We start from the raw sequence: 16,319 nt of genomic DNA, 5'->3' as shown, positions 1-16,319 counted from the left end.
GTGTTAAACAATAATAAATCTACCCTTTACTCCAAGTAAGCCCAAACATAGATGTTGTATATTTGTTGCTCTGTAAACTAAAATAGAGAGAAGAGTTTTGAAACTACGTATATTTATTTTATTTCTATTCCTGCCTTTATTACATGTTCAGGCAGATGTCATCGACAGTCTGATGACGCAGCCCAGAGACTCAATCAGACTAACAAGCGATTCCCTAGTACTGCATTTCTTGGAAGAGTCGGGAATCCCTATATCTGATAATAATAAAGTCAAACTGCTAAAAAGCGGACGGGAGAAGTTTATCGATTTATTTGAAGCCATCCGGGAAGCTAAACATCATGTTCATCTGGAATATTTCAACTTCCGAAATGACTCCATTGCCAATGCTTTGTTCACTCTATTAGCCGAAAAAGTGAAAGAAGGCGTTGAAGTACGAGCTATGTTTGACGCTTTCGGAAACTGGTCGAACAACAAGCCCCTTAAAAAGAAACACCTCAAGAAAATACGTGAACAAGGAATCGAAATCGTCAAGTTTGACCCGTTCACCTTCCCTTATATCAATCATGCCGCCCACCGCGACCATCGCAAAATTGCTGTTATCGACGGAAAAGTGGCATATACAGGCGGAATGAATATCGCCGATTATTATATCAACGGACTACCCAAAATCGGAACCTGGCGTGATATGCACATGCGTATCGAAGGGGATGCAGTCAACGATTTGCAGGAGATTTTCCTGACGATCTGGAACAAAGAGACTAAACAGAATATAGGAGGAGAAGCTTATTTTCCTCAACATGAGGAACAGACAGACAGCACAAATATCGTTGTAGCAATTGTAGACCGTACCCCGAAAAAGAATAGCCGTATGTTGAGCCATGCCTATGCCATGAGCATTTATTCGGCACAAAAGAATGTTCATATCGTCAATCCTTATTTTGTACCGACTTCTTCCATCAAAAAGGCGTTGAACCGGACAATTGACCGGGGAGTAGATGTAACCATCATGGTTTCCTCTGCTTCCGATATCCCTTTTACTCCGGATGCCGCACTTTATAAGTTACATAAACTGATGAAAAGGGGAGCTACTGTCTACATGTACAACGGGGGATTCCATCACTCGAAAATTATGATGGTGGACGACTTGTTCTGCACAGTCGGTACTGCCAACCTGAACAGCCGCAGCCTACGATATGACTACGAAACAAATGCCTTTATTTTTGATAAAAGAATAACGGGGGAATTAAATAATATGTTCCGAAACGATATCGAGCATTGCACCCAGCTGACACCGGAGTTTTGGAAAAAGCGTTCTCCCTGGAAGAAGTTCGTCGGCTGGTTTGCTAATTTATTCACTCCATTTTTGTAATTTTGTACGGAGAATCATTTTCACTGCAAATTATTCATTATGAAACAATACCTGGATTTACTCAATCGCGTGCTAACCGAAGGCACGGAAAAAAGTGATCGTACCGGAACCGGAACGATCAGTATCTTCGGTCATCAGATGCGTTTTAACCTTGATGACGGTTTCCCGTGCCTGACAACCAAAAAACTGCATCTGAAATCAATCATATACGAATTGCTTTGGTTTCTGCAAGGAGATACAAACGTGAAATACCTGCAGGAACATGGAGTACGTATTTGGAACGAATGGGCGGACGAAAACGGTGATTTGGGTCATGTCTATGGTTATCAATGGCGTTCATGGCCTGATTACAACGGCGGCTTCATCGACCAGATCAGCGAAGTAGTGGAGACACTCAAACACAATCCGGATTCACGCCGTATCATCGTTAGTGCGTGGAATGTAGCAGATTTGAACAATATGAATTTACCTCCCTGCCATGCATTCTTTCAGTTTTACGTAGCAGACGGGCGGTTGAGCCTGCAACTATATCAACGCAGTGCCGATATATTTCTCGGTGTTCCCTTCAACATTGCTTCATACGCATTATTACTGCAAATGATGGCACAAGTGACAGGTTTGAAAGCCGGCGATTTCGTTCATACTTTCGGTGATGCTCATATCTACCTGAACCATCTGGAACAAGTGAAGCTCCAATTATCACGGGAGCCTCGTCCATTGCCGCAAATGAAAATCAATCCGGACGTAAAAAACATCTTCGATTTTAAATTTGAGGACTTCGAATTAGTGAACTATGATCCGCATCCGCATATTGCAGGAGCAGTAGCCGTGTAAAAAATATGAGTAAAGTATCCATCATTGCTGCCGTAGATCGCCGCATGGCTATAGGCTTTGAGAATAAGCTTCTTTTCTGGTTACCGAATGATTTGAAACGTTTCAAAGCATTAACTACCGGAAACACCATACTTATGGGACGCAAAACTTTCGAGTCATTACCGAAAGGCGCATTGCCCAATCGAAGAAATATCGTTTTATCTTCCAATCCGGACACGGTATGTTCCGGTGCGGAAGTGTTTCCTTCACTCGAAACGGCTTTGAAAAGTTGCCGGGAGGATGAACATATTTATATTATAGGAGGGGCAAGCATTTATCAGCAGGCTCTTTCCTTCGCTGACGAACTTTGCCTGACAGAGATAGACAGTACGGCCCCCGAAGCTGATGCCTATTTTCCGGAAGTATCTTCAAAGGTATGGCAGGAAAAAAGCAGAGAAGCCCATCCTGCGGATGAGAAACATCTCTGCTCTTATGCTTTCGTTGATTACGTAAGAAAGTAAGAAAATTGTTTCTTACTGTGATCCAACCACGAATACTGACTAATGATTAATCTTCATCTTCTATGTCGACCATAATCGGCATCTGCCGCTTAATGGCTTCATGGAAGGAGATTAATGTTTCGGTACGCGCCAAGCCCAATGGTTGCAACTTATCGTGAATAATACTCAATAAGTGGTGGTTATTCTTCGCGTAAATTTTGATAAACATATCGTATTTTCCGGTAGTGAAATGACATTCCACCACTTCGGGGATAGCCTCTAAAGCTTTTGTTACCGAGTCAAAGGATTCGGGGTCTTTTAGATATATACCAATATAAGCGCAAGTCTCATATCCGATTTTCTCGGGGTCGATAACATACTCCGAACCTTTTAATATTCCTAGATTAGTAAGCTTCTGAATACGCTGATGGATCGCAGCACCGGAAACATTACATGCTCTTGCCACTTCTAAAAAAGGAATACGCGCATTCCCTGCAATCAGTCTCAGAATTTGCTCATCTAATGCATCTAATTGATGATGTCCCATTTTTGAATCAAATTGTTTTTATCAATGAATCTTTTATGCAAAGTTAGCGATTTTTCGACAACAAATACTATAATCTATTACTTTTATTTGCAGAAAGCGGATAAGTCAACAATAGTTCGTACCTTTGCGAAAAACATAAATATACCATTTATATGAAACATATTTGCTGTATCATTCTGTGTTTCTGCACTTCTATAGGAAGTTATGCCCAGAATTTCGCTGATTATTTTCAGAACAAAACATTGCGAGTGGATTATATCTTTACCGGGGATGCTACACAACAGGCTATTTATCTGGATGAGCTTTCACAGCTCCCTACCTGGGCAGGGCGTCAACATCATCTCTCCGAACTTCCCTTGGAAGGCAACGGACAAATTATTGTGAAAGACCTTGCCAGCAAACAGTGTATCTACAAAACTTCTTTCTCTTCTTTATTTCAAGAATGGCTGTCAACAGACGAAGCCAAAGAAACAGCTAAAGGGTTTGAGAATACCTTTCTTCTTCCCTATCCCAAACAGCCTGTAGAAATAGAAGTGACTTTATATTCTCCGCGAAAGAAAACAATGGCTACTTACAAACATATCGTGCGTCCGGATGACATACTGATTCATAAACGGGGAGTATCACATGTTACTCCACACCGGTATATGCTGCAAAGTGGCAATGAAAAAGACTGCATAGATGTTGCTATTCTGGCAGAGGGATATACAGAAAAAGAAATGGATATATTCTATCAGGATGCACAACGTACCTGCGAAAGTTTGTTTTCGTACGAGCCGTTCCGTTCCATGAAGGGTAAATTTAATATTGTTGCCGTAGCCAGTCCTTCAACGGATAGTGGTGTCAGTGTTCCCCGCGAAAATCTGTGGAAAGAAACGGCGGTTCATTCTCATTTCGATACCTTTTATTCAGATCGCTATCTGACTACCAGCCGGGTAAAGTCTATCCACAATGCATTGGCTGGTATCCCTTACGAGCATATCATTATCCTCGCTAACACAGATGTATACGGCGGAGGAGGAATATACAATTCTTATACGCTAACCACAGCTCATCACCCTATGTTCAAACCGGTGGTAGTGCACGAATTCGGGCACAGCTTTGGCGGATTGGCCGACGAGTATTTTTATGAGGATGATGTGATGACGGATACTTATCCACTGGATGTCGAACCGTGGGAACAGAATATTTCAACACAGGTGAACTTTGCTTCCAAATGGAAAGATATGCTTCCACTAGGCACTCCGATCCCTACTCCTATTGCTGAAAGAAAGAAATATCCGGTAGGAGTATATGAAGGAGGCGGCTATTCCGCTAAAGGTATTTACCGTCCTGCCTACGACTGTCGCATGAAAACAAACGGATACCCGGAGTTTTGCCCGGTTTGTCAACGTGCCATCCGCCGAATGATTGAGTTTTATGTTCCTTAATTGAATAACAATCATCGATGGTAACCAATGGTAAATACTCATCCAAAAACAAAATCAATATACAATCATATTATTGTCAAACTTAAAACCCAAACCTCATGATTAGACTTCAACCAATCAGTACGTCGGATCTGCAACATTACAAATTTATGGAAGAGCTCTTAATTGACGCATTTCCACCGGAAGAGTACCGTCAGTTGGAACAACTGCGCGAGTACACTGACCGTACGGGCAACTTTCATAATAACATCATCTTCGACGATGACCTGCCAGTCGGCTTCATTACTTATTGGGATTTTGACAGTTTCTACTATGTAGAACACTTTGCAACCAATCCTGCCCTGCGAAATGGAGGTTATGGAAAACGTACACTGGAATACTTGTGCAATTATTTAAAACGCCCAATCGTATTGGAAGTAGAACGTCCGGTGGAAGAAATGGCCAAACGACGTATCAGCTTTTATCAACGCCAGGGCTTTACACTATGGGAAAAAGACTACTGTCAACCTCCTTACAAACCTGGAGATGATTTTCTTCCCATGTATTTAATGGTACACGGAGAGCTGGATTGTGAAAAGGATTTTGAAACAATCAAAAAGAGAATACATAAAGAAGTATATGGAGTAAAAGACAATTAAAAAAGAATCCCGATAGAAAGAGTTGTACAAATGTGTAATATTAATATATAAAAAAGAAGGGTGTCCAAACCGATTTGGACACCCTTCCTTTTTATATATCAAATTAACTAATTACTTTTCACCACGTTTAGTAGCTGAATAGTTAATCTTCAAAGCATAAGATTTTCTAAGAGCATTTTTTACGTCAGTAATAATACCCATCTTTGTCTTTTGGTCTACTTTCAGAGATACAGTCATTTTAGCTGCATCACCTTCATTCATGCTTGCACGTTCCTGGAAAATGAAGTCCTGTACTTCACCAACTTCAGCATAGCTGTCGTTGAGCTGAATACGACTTTCAGTACCCATTTTTGCGCGATATTCCTGCGTAGGTTCTCCTACATAGATGAATGTTACCAGCGATTTCTTCTCCAGTTTTTCGAGTTCAGTACCTTGCGGAAGTGTAAACTGTACCTTTAACGTTACCTCACGCATTGTTGTTACAATCATAAAGAAGAACAACAAGGTAAAGATAAGGTCAGGCAACGAAGAAGTATTCAATGCCGGCATTTCACGTTTACCAGTCTTATTAAATTTTCCCATTACTTACTTCTTTTTTTCTCCGTATTTTTTAGGTTCTGCTTCAGAAATTCGTTGCGGATAAATTTCACGAATCGCTTTTTGCTGATCGTCATTCAATTCCGCATATGTAGTTCCAAATTTCTGTTCAGCCAACTCGTCTCTCAATTCATTGTATGCAGCCACCAATTCGTTCTGCACGCTGATATAAGCCTGATAAGAAGATCCACGGTCATTCTGCAAAGAAATTACGTGCTTGTCATTAACCAGATATGTGCCAAAGAATTCTACATTCTTTTGTGTTTTTTCAGGCATATGTTCTGCGTTAGCAACGTTAGCAATAAATTCTTTAGCTTTCTCTCTCAACTGATCAACACCGATATAATCATTACCGCACATCAAAGCATCATCTTTATTCAAGTATACCTGCAATACGTTACGTTCTTTGATTTTATCAGTATTATCCTGATCTTGATCTTCGGGCGGTGGAGGCAAAAGTCTTGCCAAACCACGGTCCGTATCCATTGATGTTGTAATCAAGAAGAAGATCAGCAACAAGAAAGCGATATCCGCCGTAGAACTTGAGTTAATATCAGGAACTTTTCTTTTTCCTCTTGCCATTGTTATTACTTATTTAATTGAGAATTACTCAATTGATTAGGATAATTTCTTCTTTATGCCACTCACGATGATTGCAACAACTGTTACAAACAACAGGATGTAAATAGAATAAAGGAACATATCAGTTATTTTCAGCCAAAAAGGAACGTTGTCTGTACCGCTATAGCCCTGAATCTGCATTGGTGTTCCGTCACCCATAGACCAAGCAACAACTAAAACAACAACTAAAAGAACCAAACCAAGTAAAGATTTGATAGCATTTGCCGGATTATCTTTCAAGGCTGCTCCAAATTGGAATATTGCACCAAGTATAGTAGCTGCAATGGCAATGCCAAACAAAGCATACATCAAATAAAGTAAGGCGTCTGTTTGAGCCGGCTGCCACATCTCGGGATCTACTCCCGCAATCACTGCATCGCCTGTTGCATCTCCTCCCAAGAAGAAAAGGCACAATACGATCAGGATGATGGCAAACATCGCATAAAGTGCATAATACGATGCTCTATATGTTAACTTACTCATCTTCGATTATTTTTTGTATTTCAAGTTATATTTGATTACCATGTCTAACAAAGAGATAGAAGAATCTTCCATTTCGCTAGTCAGAGCTTCAATCTTAGCAAGTACATAGTTGTAGAATACCTGAAGGATCAATGCTACGATCAAACCGAAGATAGTTGTAATCAAGGCAACTTTCATACCACCTGCAACAACCGTCGGAGAGATATCACCTACCTGCTGGATTTTATCAAATGCCTGCACCATACCGATTACAGTACCCAAGAATCCGAGTGACGGAGCCATTGCGATAAACAGTGTGATCCAAGAACATCCTTTTTCAAGGTAACCAGCCTGTACACCACCGTAAGATACAACTGACTTCTCAACTACATCAATACCCTGATCAATTCTCATCAGACCTTGATAGTAGATAGAAGCAACCGGACCTCTGGTGTTACGAGCAATGTCTTTAGCAGCTTCAACATCACCTTTTTCCAAAGCAGCTTCGATAGATGCCATGAATTTTTTTGTGTTGATTTCAGCCAAACTCAAATAAATGATACGTTCGATACAGAAAGCCAAACCGATCACCAAAGCGATAGCTACCAAACTCATGAAAGATGCAGTACCTTCGATGAATTTAACTTTGATTTCCTTGTGAATACCACCTTCTTCTGCAGCAGGAGCAGCAGCAGTAGTAGCTTCAGCGGCAGGAGCAGCTTGTTGTTCAGTTTGTTCTGCTGCAGGAGCATCTTGAGCCTGAGCAAGTTGAATTGAGCCAAAAGTGAAGGCCCCAATCACAGCAACAATTGCAAATAACTTTTTCATTGTGTGTCTAATTTTTAAGATTAATTAATTGATTATTATTATTGTATTTACTTCTCTTCTCTTTTTCATGTCTGCGGAGAGACGGGGATTCGAACCCCGGATACACTTTTGGCGTATACACGCTTTCCAGGCGTGCCTCTTCAACCACTCGAGCATCTCTCCCTGCATGTTTTCTGCATTTTCAGCTACAAATGTATTCTTTTTTTTCTTTTCTTGAAGCATTCTCCCTCTTTTATCTTGAATAAATACTGCAAATTAATATAATTTAAAACCTTTCGAACCTTATTTGCGGATTCCAAACACTTTTAGCGCATTAACAGAAGTGACCTCTGCTACGTGCTCTGGAGTTATCTGATAAATCTCCGCCACCTTCATAAGTGTGTCTTTTACATTGGCGCTCTCATTTCTCTTCCCCCGGTTCGGCACAGGAGCTAAATAAGGGGAGTCGGTTTCGAGCACAATGCGTTCCAAAGGAACTGTCGTCAGTGTTTCCGGTAAAGTCGATTTCTTAAAAGTAACGACTCCGTTAATACCTAACATAAATCCTTCGAATTCCAACAATTTCGCCGCTTCTTCCGATGTCCCGGTGAAACTATGAAAAATGCCGGTCAATGGCGTCTTTTTATAGGGCTCCATTACCTTATATATATATTCAAATGCTTCTCTTGAATGAATTACAATCGGAAGGTCATACTCTAATGCCCACTCTATTTGCTTTTCAAAAGCCAAAATTTGTTCTTTCAGAAAAGTCTTGTCCCAATAAAGGTCAAGGCCTATTTCTCCGATAGCCACAAATTCATTAGAAGTCGACAAGTACTTGTGTACAACTGCTAATTCCTGTTCATAGGATTCATTGACGGAAGTCGGGTGCAGCCCGATCATCGGATAGCAAAAACCCGGATAATCCCTACACACTGACAACATAGCATCAATGGTGGTACTATCTATATTGGGCATGAAAATATAGGAAACTCCCGCTTTCCGTGCACGTTCCATCACTTGCGGCAGGTCTTCGGTAAATTCTTCAACAAAAAGGTGAGAATGAGTATCTATCAGCATGATATTTCTTTTTCTTCTTTTACTTTCTCGCTGGAGCGATAATAATATATCAGTCCGTAGTCGCGACATTTTTCTAACCTGGTATCATTGGGAGTGACATCCTGATATTTAGCTTCTACCTGGTTCCAGATATCCAGAATCAATTCATCTGCACGCCCACGCATGGATGCCAGTTCATCAAGACTGCGGTTGGTTAATGCCTGATAGTTTTTCTGTCGTTCGTAACTTTCCAGAAAAATATCATAATGCACTTTTACACGTGCAATAGTCGGATTATAAATAGGTATGCCGCCTTGAGTTGTTCTTTGTTGTTCGCCTTCAATTATTTTCTTCCCCCACTCTACCAGTGCGGCTTCACTCAACAGGTCCGGCACTGTGTTTGAAGCAGGCAGGCCATATAATTCTTTATGCGCCACTTTGATTTCATCGCGAAGTACTGCCAAATTGAGTACTTGGATAAAATGAGAGATATACAACCGGGCGGTCTTCACGTTCATCTGATGCTTACGGCTGGCACGCGACTGGTTGTTGTAACACTGTGTATAATAAATTTGCGCAGCCTCGAACCGATGTAAGAAATTACGTGCCTCAAATAATGTCTTTAATGTAATAGCCAAGTCACGTACGTTATACATCTCCCCCTTTTCGACTGCCGCTTTCAACGCCCGAACTCTTGCTTGATCTGTATTTGGTAATCGTCTGTAAGGCATATCTCTGACACTTAGCTACATTTCACGATACATTAATAATTTCACAAGATTCTTCAATTCTTTTTTCCTGTCTTCTGCAACGGCGACTGCAGCCAGACTTTCCATAGCAAGGGTGTAATATTCGCGCATTTTGTTTTCGCAGACATTACGGATATTCAACTGATTATAGATTTCAGTTACCGCTTCTATTTTTTCTGCTGGTTGAAAAGTTTCTGCATTCAACCAACGATTCAATTCTTCCTGCTGCTTTTCATCTGCACGGTTCAGTGCTTTGATAAGCATATATGTTTTTTTATTGCAAAGAATGTCTCCGCCTATCTTCTTCCCGAACACTTCCGGGTCTCCATATACATCCAACAAATCATCCTGCAATTGGAACGCGACTCCGATATGCATTCCAAAATGATAAAGATTCTCTGCATCTTCAGCAGTCGCTCCTGCCAAAATTGCACCGATTTTAAGACTAGCAGCAAGCAACACTGCCGTTTTCAAACGAATCATTTCAATGTATTCGTCTTCTGTCACATCACAGCGGGACTCAAATTCCATATCCAGCTGCTGCCCTTCACAGATCTCAAGTGTAGTCAGACTGAATAAATCCATCACTTCTTTCAGATGTTCCTGCGGACATCCCGTCATATAGCGAAATGCCAGAATCAACATAGCATCTCCCGAAAGAACAGCAGTGTTATCGTTCCATACTTTGTGTACAGTAGGTTTGCCTCTGCGCACATCCGAACGATCCATCAAATCATCATGCAACAAGGTGTGGTTGTGGTAAACTTCAATTGCAGTGGCTGGATCGTATATAGACGCTACATCCTCCCGATACAAGTTATATCCCATCAACATTAACACAGGACGTATCCGCTTCCCACCCAGAGAAAGGATATATTCAATCGGTTCATAAAGTCCTTTCGGCGTCCGGGTAAACTGAATTTCAAAAATATGATGATTTATCTTATCAAGTAATTGAGAAGCTGTAAACATGATGAATAAAAAAATTAATGAATAAAAAGAGGCTGCCGAAAGCAGCCTCCTAATTTATATTATTACAAATTACTGCAATCTAAACATCACAGGAACCGTAAATTTAACACGTACCGGTTTTCCGCGCTGCATACCTGGTTTCCACTTCGGCATGGTATTAATCACACGGAGGGCTTCTTTATCCAGATACGGGTCAACGCTACGTACAACCTTCGCATCTACGATACTACCGTCTTTGTTAACAACGAACTGTACGATAACACGTCCTTGAGTTCCGTTTTCCTGTGCGATAGTCGGATATTTAATATTCTTTGCCAGATACTGCATCAAAGCTGCTTGTCCGCCTGGGAAGTCCGGCATGTTTTCTACAACCTCGAAAATAGTCTGTTCTTCCGGTTCTTCTTCAACAACTTGTACAGGCACATATTTTACTTCTACCCGAGCTTGGTTATCTTCATTGATAATAGTTGTTGTTTCCTCAATATCAGCTTTATCATCCACAATCTCCAGCAATTCTGCTACTTTTGGAGCTTCAGGTGGTGGTGGAGCTGCTTGTTCAGGGGTTTCGGTAATAGGAATAATTTCCTCTTCAAACACGACATCAGCTACTGCCTGGCTTGTATCAATCTTCACGTCACGCTGGGTCCATTCGAACGCCACGAACATGAAAGCTAGAACTACCACGTAACCAACGAGCAACCATGTAGACTTCTTGCCTTCCAGGTCTGCTTTGGGTGATTTTTTAACTTCCATAAATTTATTAATATAATGATAAAAAAAAAGTGTCCTTTCATGTGTCTCCGGGCAAATATAGTACATTTTCATGTATTCGTTCCCCTCTTTGCCTCTTTTTATCCGGCTTTTTAACTTTTTTAATTCTTTCGTACTTGTCTTGCTCCTTTTAACGGCAAACTTATGGTTGATTTTCAAATTTACCGTATCTTTGGCGGACAAATCAGATGAACTGAATATGAAAAAGATAACAATTGCAATCGATGGTTTTTCCTCTTGCGGAAAAAGCACAATGGCTAAAGATCTGGCCCGTGAAGTGGGCTACATTTACATTGACAGCGGAGCCATGTATCGTGCGGTCACCTTATATAGTATAGAAAACGGAATTTTCGACGGAGACGTTATCGATACGGAGAGGCTGAAAAAAGAAATTAAGGACATTCATATATCGTTCCGGCTGAATAAGGAAACCGGACGTCCCGACACTTATCTCAACGGTGTGAATGTAGAGAATAAAATCCGTTCGATGGAGGTTTCTTCCAAAGTGAGTCCTATCAGTACGCTCGACTTCGTACGTGAAGCAATGGTAGCTCAACAACAAGCAATGGGAAATGAGAAGGGGATTGTCATGGATGGCCGGGACATAGGTACCACTGTTTTCCCGGATGCGGAACTGAAAATATTTGTAACCGCCACTCCCGAAATCCGTGCTCAACGCCGTTATGACGAGCTGAAAGCAAAGGGACAGGAAGCCAGCTTCGACGAGATTCTGGAAAATGTGAAACAACGGGATTATATCGATCAAAACCGTGAAGTAAGTCCGTTGCGCAAAGCAGAAGATGCGCTGCTCCTGGATAATACCGACTTATCGATTGAAGAGCAGAAAAAATGGCTTTTCGAACAATTTAATAAGGTAAGTAAATAGTTTGTTTTATGATCAAGGTAGAGATAGACGAAGGTTCCGGCTTCTGCTTTGGTGTGGTGACAGCCATTCATAAGGCAGAAGAAGAGTTGGCAAAGGGAGAAACACTCTATTGCCTCGGAGACATTGTGCATAATAGCCGGGAAGTGGACAGGCTGAAAACGATGGGATTAATCACTATCAATCGGGAAGAATTCAAGCAATTGAAAAATGCAAAAGTATTGCTCCGGGCGCATGGAGAGCCACCGGAAACTTATATGATTGCCCGTGAAAATAAGATCGAGATTATCGATGCGACCTGTCCGGTTGTATTACGTTTGCAGAAACGCATCCGACAAGGGTATCTGGCAGACAGTGACGAAGAAAAACAAATTGTCATCTACGGCAAGAGCGGACACGCAGAAGTGCTGGGACTGGTAGGGCAGACAGACGGAAAAGCAATTGTGATTGAAAAGGCAGAGGAAGCCAAAAAGCTGGATTTAAATAAAAGTATCCGCCTTTTCTCACAGACAACCAAGTCACTGGACGAATTTCAGGAAATCGTAGAATACTTCAAACAACATATTTCACCGGAGGCGACTTTCGAATATTATGATACGATCTGCCGTCAGGTTGCCAACCGTATGCCTAAGCTCCGGGAGTTTGCGGCTACACACGATTTGATCTTCTTCGTCAGTGGCAAAAAGAGTTCGAACGGAAAGATGCTGTTTGAAGAATGTTTGAAGGTGAACGCTAATTCGCATTTGATAGATAACGAGAAAGAAATCGATCCTTCTCTTCTTCAAAACGTAAAATCGATTGGTGTATGTGGGGCGACTTCTACTCCGAAATGGTTGATGGAGAAGATTTACAATCACATTCGGACGCTTATCAAAGAATAATTGCTTTATTCATATAAAGAATAATAGCAAAGCAACATAAGAAAAAACGGCAAAGTAACACGAATGAATAAAAAGAAAGCAAGAAAGGGCTATTTGAACATTTTTAATGTTTTCTTCATACGAAAAAAAACTTCATAACCACTGCTTTCAACTTTTTATTGTACATTTGCCGCGTCAAACTAATTAATGAGAGATTGTTATATGGGAACAGTTAAGTGTATCGGAATTTTGACCTCCGGAGGTGATGCTCCGGGAATGAACGCTGCTATACGTGCAGTGACACGTGCAGCTATCTACAATGGATTGCAAGTCAAAGGTATATACAGAGGCTATAAAGGTCTGGTCACAGGTGAAATCAAAGAATTTAAGAGTCAGAATGTGAGTAATATCATCCAGTTGGGTGGTACTATCCTGAAAACAGCCCGTTGTAAAGAGTTCACGACTCCGGAAGGTCGCCAGTTGGCTTATGATAATATGAAAAAAGAAGGCATTGATGCCTTGGTTATCATTGGTGGAGACGGTTCACTGACAGGTGCACGCATCTTTGCACAGGAATTTGATGTTCCGTGTATCGGACTGCCGGGAACTATTGATAATGACCTTTACGGTACAGACACTACCATCGGATATGACACTGCATTAAATACGATATTGGACGCTGTGGATAAGATTCGCGACACGGCCACTTCACACGAACGTTTGTTTTTTGTTGAAGTGATGGGACGTGATGCCGGTTTCCTTGCACTGAACGGAGCCATCGCTTCGGGAGCGGAAGCTGCTATTATTCCGGAATTCAGTACGGAAGTCGACCAACTGGAAGAGTTTATCAAGAACGGATTCCGTAAATCAAAAAACAGTAGTATTGTATTGGTAGCCGAAAGCGAACTGACCGGAGGAGCCATGCATTATGCCGAACGTGTGAAAAACGAATACCCGCAATACGATGTACGTGTGACGATCTTAGGTCACTTGCAACGTGGTGGTAGCCCGACTGCCCACGACCGTATCCTGGCAAGCCGCCTCGGTGCTGCTGCTATCGATGCTATTATGGAAGATCAACGTAACGTAATGATCGGAATCGAACATGATGAAATCGTTTACGTACCGTTCAGTAAGGCTATTAAGAATGACAAACCAATCAAGAGAGATCTTGTCACTGTATTGAAAGAGCTTTCAATCTAATCTTTTTATTTTTAGGAGTTCAGCTTATATCAGTATATAAGATAAGATAAAGAGCGGTGGATGAACGGGAGATTTCCTTATCATTCACCGCTCTTCTTTCATTTATTCAATGCTTCTTTTCACCACAGAGGACACGGAGGACACAGAGGTGAATTTGTTTTATGACTTACGGTTGCGACCCTAATTTTGATGCGTAATCCTCCTACTATAAAGTTGAAAAACATAAAAACATCTGCCACCTGCAACCAAACGCGTGTAATTCACTAGTTAATAGATAGTTATAACGTTGCAGATACTGTTGCAGATAGGTTGCAGATCAAAGTATCTGCCACACAGTATAAGCCTTGCAAAGCCAATTCTCTATGGGTACAAAAGTTTATTGTATACATTAACTTCCCGTTTCCAGGCGGGGAACTGTCGTTTCCGGCATTAGAAATTACAATTTCCACGGCAGGAAACGAGAGTTTCTAAGGCGGGACACTACAGTTTCTACGTAAGGATACTGTCGTTTCCCCGTAGAGACCACAATTTCTCCATAGAGTCACCCCAATTATCCCATAGCTTTGCACAAAGGAATCAAGGCTTTTTCTTTGATTATATAACGTGTTGCAGATACTTTATCTGCAACCTATCTGCCACAGGTATCTGCAACGTTACAACTATCTATTAACTAGTGCATTACACGCGTTTCGTTGCAGGTGGCAGATGTTTTTATGTTTTTCAACTTTATAGTAGGAAAAAATTTCATTCATTTCCGTACCTTTATGAGTCTTTTTATCCATAAATAATATCCAGTCAGTGGTAGTGCAGCCCCCAATAAGGCAGCAATAAAGGTAAGTATGCGAGTAAACATTCCTCCCCAGTTACCAACATGCACAGAATAAATCCAACCACGAATCTTTCCCGACTTGTCTTGATGTTGATAAAGACTTGTTTCTGTAAATTCACCATTATCCGTATTGAAAGAATAACGGTCAGATGCCCGCTGATTCCCGAAACGGTTGAAAGACACGCTTGCCGTACCAGAAGAAATACTGATTTGCTTATACTCCGGATTCTGACGTCTTAGTTTATCATAAATCTCCTGCCAATAAACGAATGGTGAAGTTACCGAGTACATATCACTGTGATTGTTTTCCGGACGTCCGCCTCTTTCACCCTTTCGAACCTCATTTCCTTCTCTTTTCTTTTCCCGATGGGCTGCCAGTTTGGTATCCCTCTTTTGAGCATCACTTTTCTGTTCATGTCCTTGGGCGGCACGTTGCTGTACTTCCACCCCGAAGACCTTATAGAAAGCCGTCCGATACCACGGAAAAGACCAGGTCAATCCCGTCAGTGCCATAGCCAGTAGAAAGATCAGAGCATACATTCCACCTGCCACATGCAAGTCATACCAAAACCGTTTCCAACCTTTTGTTGCTGTTATTTTCAGGCTATTTTTCAATGCTTTACGTGTACGCGGCCACCAAATGACAATTCCCGAAATCAGTACAAAAACAAGTAAAAGTGTACTGACACCTACAATCATTTTACCCCAAAAGATCCCTTCATTTCCCGGATTCATACTATCCAGCAGCCAGCGATGCATTCGGAACATAAACATAAAAAAGCCGCTACGCTCGCTTTTTCCTTTTACTTCGCCCGTATACTGGTCTACATACAAAGATGCACGACGTGGTTTGGAAAGACTAACCTGATACGCACGTCCGGGATCAGAAGATATGCTGACACCGGTCACCGATACACTGTCAGGCAATGTCGTCGCCACTTTTTCAAGCAACTTATCCATAGGAAGAGGAGACTCCTTTACCGTTTCTACGTAGTAAAGATCGCGTCGAAACCACTCATTCACCTCATTTTCAAATACCAGCATGGCACCGGAGAAGCAGACAAGAGTTATTATCAGTCCGAAAGGGACGGAAAGCCACAAATGTATCTTTCTGAATATTTTTTTCATGTTTTCAATCCTATTTCTTGAAAAAGCCTGCAAAGCTTTCCGCTCGGCAGGCTTTTATATACAAAAGATTCTCTATTTAAC

Annotated in this window: 18 protein-coding genes and 1 tRNA gene; 8 read left to right on the top strand and 11 right to left on the bottom strand. The window is 41.4% G+C overall.

The features are described 5' to 3' along the window. Window positions 1–97: 97 nt before the first annotated feature. The 3 genes from cls to KTR06_RS06625 are packed head-to-tail and all read left to right on the top strand — an operon-like array spanning window position 98 to window position 2,703. Window positions 98–1,369, top strand: a complete 1,272-nt coding sequence (cls, locus tag KTR06_RS06635) for a cardiolipin synthase (protein ID WP_008024771.1) — start codon at window positions 98–100, stop codon at window positions 1,367–1,369. 39 nt (window positions 1,370–1,408) lie between these two features. Continuing rightward, on the top strand, window positions 1,409–2,203 hold the full coding sequence (locus KTR06_RS06630) for a thymidylate synthase (protein WP_008019458.1): 795 nt from the start codon (window positions 1,409–1,411) through the stop codon (window positions 2,201–2,203). A gap of 5 nt (window positions 2,204–2,208) precedes the next feature. Then, a complete protein-coding gene (locus KTR06_RS06625) occupies window positions 2,209–2,703 on the top strand; it encodes a dihydrofolate reductase (RefSeq protein WP_008024774.1) in 495 nt (164 codons plus the stop codon). A gap of 46 nt (window positions 2,704–2,749) precedes the next feature. On the opposite strand, the gene KTR06_RS06620 is transcribed toward KTR06_RS06625, so the two are convergent. Then, window positions 2,750–3,229 (bottom strand): Lrp/AsnC family transcriptional regulator, encoded by a 480-nt coding sequence (locus tag KTR06_RS06620; protein ID WP_004315769.1) that lies wholly within the window; start codon window positions 3,227–3,229, stop codon window positions 2,750–2,752. Window positions 3,230–3,381: 152 nt separating this feature from the next. On the opposite strand from KTR06_RS06620, the gene KTR06_RS06615 reads away from it, so the two are divergent. Both KTR06_RS06615 and KTR06_RS06610 read left to right on the top strand, forming a co-directional pair. Further along, window positions 3,382–4,659, top strand: coding sequence for an IgA Peptidase M64 (locus KTR06_RS06615; protein ID WP_008024777.1), 1,278 nt, complete (start codon window positions 3,382–3,384; stop codon window positions 4,657–4,659). Window positions 4,660–4,757: 98 nt separating this feature from the next. Continuing rightward, window positions 4,758–5,297, top strand: coding sequence for a GNAT family N-acetyltransferase (locus KTR06_RS06610; protein ID WP_008024780.1), 540 nt, complete (start codon window positions 4,758–4,760; stop codon window positions 5,295–5,297). Between the two features lie 111 nt (window positions 5,298–5,408). Here KTR06_RS06610 and KTR06_RS06605 read toward each other — a convergent pair whose 3' ends face one another. The 9 genes from KTR06_RS06605 to KTR06_RS06565 all read right to left on the bottom strand — a co-directional run bounded on the left by KTR06_RS06605 (window position 5,409) and on the right by KTR06_RS06565 (window position 11,317). After that, on the bottom strand, window positions 5,409–5,879 hold the full coding sequence (locus KTR06_RS06605; RefSeq protein ID WP_004315772.1) for a biopolymer transporter ExbD: 471 nt from the start codon (window positions 5,877–5,879) through the stop codon (window positions 5,409–5,411). Window positions 5,880–5,882: 3 nt separating this feature from the next. Then, entirely contained in the window at window positions 5,883–6,476 is a 594-nt protein-coding gene (locus tag KTR06_RS06600; RefSeq protein ID WP_004315773.1) for a biopolymer transporter ExbD, read from the bottom strand. A gap of 36 nt (window positions 6,477–6,512) precedes the next feature. Next, window positions 6,513–6,998 carry a hypothetical protein gene (locus KTR06_RS06595; RefSeq protein ID WP_008019454.1) on the bottom strand — a complete coding sequence of 162 codons (486 nt, stop codon included), beginning with the start codon at window positions 6,996–6,998 and terminating at the stop codon, window positions 6,513–6,515. Window positions 6,999–7,004: 6 nt separating this feature from the next. After that, window positions 7,005–7,805: a MotA/TolQ/ExbB proton channel family protein gene (locus tag KTR06_RS06590; RefSeq protein WP_004315775.1), complete on the bottom strand. Its 801-nt coding sequence runs from the start codon at window positions 7,803–7,805 to the stop codon at window positions 7,005–7,007. A 74-nt stretch (window positions 7,806–7,879) separates the two neighbouring features. Then, a tRNA-Ser gene (locus KTR06_RS06585) sits at window positions 7,880–7,967 on the bottom strand. A 120-nt stretch (window positions 7,968–8,087) separates the two neighbouring features. After that, window positions 8,088–8,864: a TatD family hydrolase gene (locus tag KTR06_RS06580; protein WP_004315776.1), complete on the bottom strand. Its 777-nt coding sequence runs from the start codon at window positions 8,862–8,864 to the stop codon at window positions 8,088–8,090. Continuing rightward, on the bottom strand, window positions 8,858–9,574 hold the full coding sequence (locus tag KTR06_RS06575) for a hypothetical protein (RefSeq protein ID WP_074708366.1): 717 nt from the start codon (window positions 9,572–9,574) through the stop codon (window positions 8,858–8,860). The genes KTR06_RS06580 and KTR06_RS06575 overlap by 7 nt, the downstream gene beginning before the upstream one ends. Window positions 9,575–9,589: 15 nt before the next feature. After that, on the bottom strand, window positions 9,590–10,564 hold the full coding sequence (locus tag KTR06_RS06570; RefSeq protein ID WP_217290086.1) for a polyprenyl synthetase family protein: 975 nt from the start codon (window positions 10,562–10,564) through the stop codon (window positions 9,590–9,592). A 69-nt stretch (window positions 10,565–10,633) separates the two neighbouring features. Further along, on the bottom strand, window positions 10,634–11,317 hold the full coding sequence (locus KTR06_RS06565) for an energy transducer TonB (protein ID WP_004321840.1): 684 nt from the start codon (window positions 11,315–11,317) through the stop codon (window positions 10,634–10,636). A gap of 70 nt (window positions 11,318–11,387) precedes the next feature. Between KTR06_RS06565 and cmk the strand changes: the two genes are divergently transcribed. The 3 genes from cmk (at window position 11,388) to pfkA (ending at window position 14,281) form a co-directional block, all read left to right on the top strand. Then, on the top strand, window positions 11,388–12,221 hold the full coding sequence (cmk, locus tag KTR06_RS06560) for a (d)CMP kinase (RefSeq protein WP_170849010.1): 834 nt from the start codon (window positions 11,388–11,390) through the stop codon (window positions 12,219–12,221). An 8-nt stretch (window positions 12,222–12,229) separates the two neighbouring features. Beyond that, window positions 12,230–13,099 (top strand): 4-hydroxy-3-methylbut-2-enyl diphosphate reductase, encoded by an 870-nt coding sequence (locus KTR06_RS06555; protein ID WP_004306786.1) that lies wholly within the window; start codon window positions 12,230–12,232, stop codon window positions 13,097–13,099. Window positions 13,100–13,300: 201 nt separating this feature from the next. Continuing rightward, window positions 13,301–14,281 carry a 6-phosphofructokinase gene (gene pfkA, locus KTR06_RS06550; RefSeq protein WP_004297914.1) on the top strand — a complete coding sequence of 327 codons (981 nt, stop codon included), beginning with the start codon at window positions 13,301–13,303 and terminating at the stop codon, window positions 14,279–14,281. Window positions 14,282–15,029: 748 nt separating this feature from the next. On the opposite strand, the gene KTR06_RS06545 is transcribed toward pfkA, so the two are convergent. Then, a complete protein-coding gene (locus KTR06_RS06545) occupies window positions 15,030–16,238 on the bottom strand; it encodes a PepSY domain-containing protein (RefSeq protein ID WP_217290085.1) in 1,209 nt (402 codons plus the stop codon). Window positions 16,239–16,319 lie beyond the last annotated feature (81 nt).

The organism is Bacteroides sp. MSK.20.12 (assembly GCF_019052435.1).
GTDB classification, from domain to species: Bacteria; Bacteroidota; Bacteroidia; order Bacteroidales; family Bacteroidaceae; genus Bacteroides; species Bacteroides xylanisolvens.
The sequence above is the reverse complement of the archived record's forward strand: the minus strand, read 5'-3'. Positions and strand labels throughout refer to the sequence as shown.

Bases quoted from the DNA above. Each gene is read 5' to 3' on its own strand.
- KTR06_RS06630 (WP_008019458.1), top strand. From the start codon at position 1,409: ATGAAACAATACCTGGATTTACTCAATCGCGTGCTAACCGAAGGCACG.
- KTR06_RS06625 (WP_008024774.1), top strand. From the start codon at position 2,209: ATGAGTAAAGTATCCATCATTGCTGCCGTAGATCGCCGCATGGCTATA.
- KTR06_RS06620 (WP_004315769.1), bottom strand. From the start codon at position 3,229: ATGGGACATCATCAATTAGATGCATTAGATGAGCAAATTCTGAGACTG.
- KTR06_RS06615 (WP_008024777.1), top strand. From the start codon at position 3,382: ATGAAACATATTTGCTGTATCATTCTGTGTTTCTGCACTTCTATAGGA.
- KTR06_RS06610 (WP_008024780.1), top strand. From the start codon at position 4,758: ATGATTAGACTTCAACCAATCAGTACGTCGGATCTGCAACATTACAAA.
- KTR06_RS06605 (WP_004315772.1), bottom strand. From the start codon at position 5,879: ATGGGAAAATTTAATAAGACTGGTAAACGTGAAATGCCGGCATTGAAT.
- KTR06_RS06600 (WP_004315773.1), bottom strand. From the start codon at position 6,476: ATGGCAAGAGGAAAAAGAAAAGTTCCTGATATTAACTCAAGTTCTACG.
- KTR06_RS06595 (WP_008019454.1), bottom strand. From the start codon at position 6,998: ATGAGTAAGTTAACATATAGAGCATCGTATTATGCACTTTATGCGATG.
- KTR06_RS06590 (WP_004315775.1), bottom strand. From the start codon at position 7,805: ATGAAAAAGTTATTTGCAATTGTTGCTGTGATTGGGGCCTTCACTTTT.
- KTR06_RS06580 (WP_004315776.1), bottom strand. From the start codon at position 8,864: ATGCTGATAGATACTCATTCTCACCTTTTTGTTGAAGAATTTACCGAA.
- KTR06_RS06575 (WP_074708366.1), bottom strand. From the start codon at position 9,574: ATGCCTTACAGACGATTACCAAATACAGATCAAGCAAGAGTTCGGGCG.
- KTR06_RS06570 (WP_217290086.1), bottom strand. From the start codon at position 10,564: ATGTTTACAGCTTCTCAATTACTTGATAAGATAAATCATCATATTTTT.
- KTR06_RS06565 (WP_004321840.1), bottom strand. From the start codon at position 11,317: ATGGAAGTTAAAAAATCACCCAAAGCAGACCTGGAAGGCAAGAAGTCT.
- cmk (WP_170849010.1), top strand. From the start codon at position 11,388: ATGTATTCGTTCCCCTCTTTGCCTCTTTTTATCCGGCTTTTTAACTTT.
- KTR06_RS06555 (WP_004306786.1), top strand. From the start codon at position 12,230: ATGATCAAGGTAGAGATAGACGAAGGTTCCGGCTTCTGCTTTGGTGTG.
- pfkA (WP_004297914.1), top strand. From the start codon at position 13,301: ATGGGAACAGTTAAGTGTATCGGAATTTTGACCTCCGGAGGTGATGCT.
- KTR06_RS06545 (WP_217290085.1), bottom strand. From the start codon at position 16,238: ATGAAAAAAATATTCAGAAAGATACATTTGTGGCTTTCCGTCCCTTTC.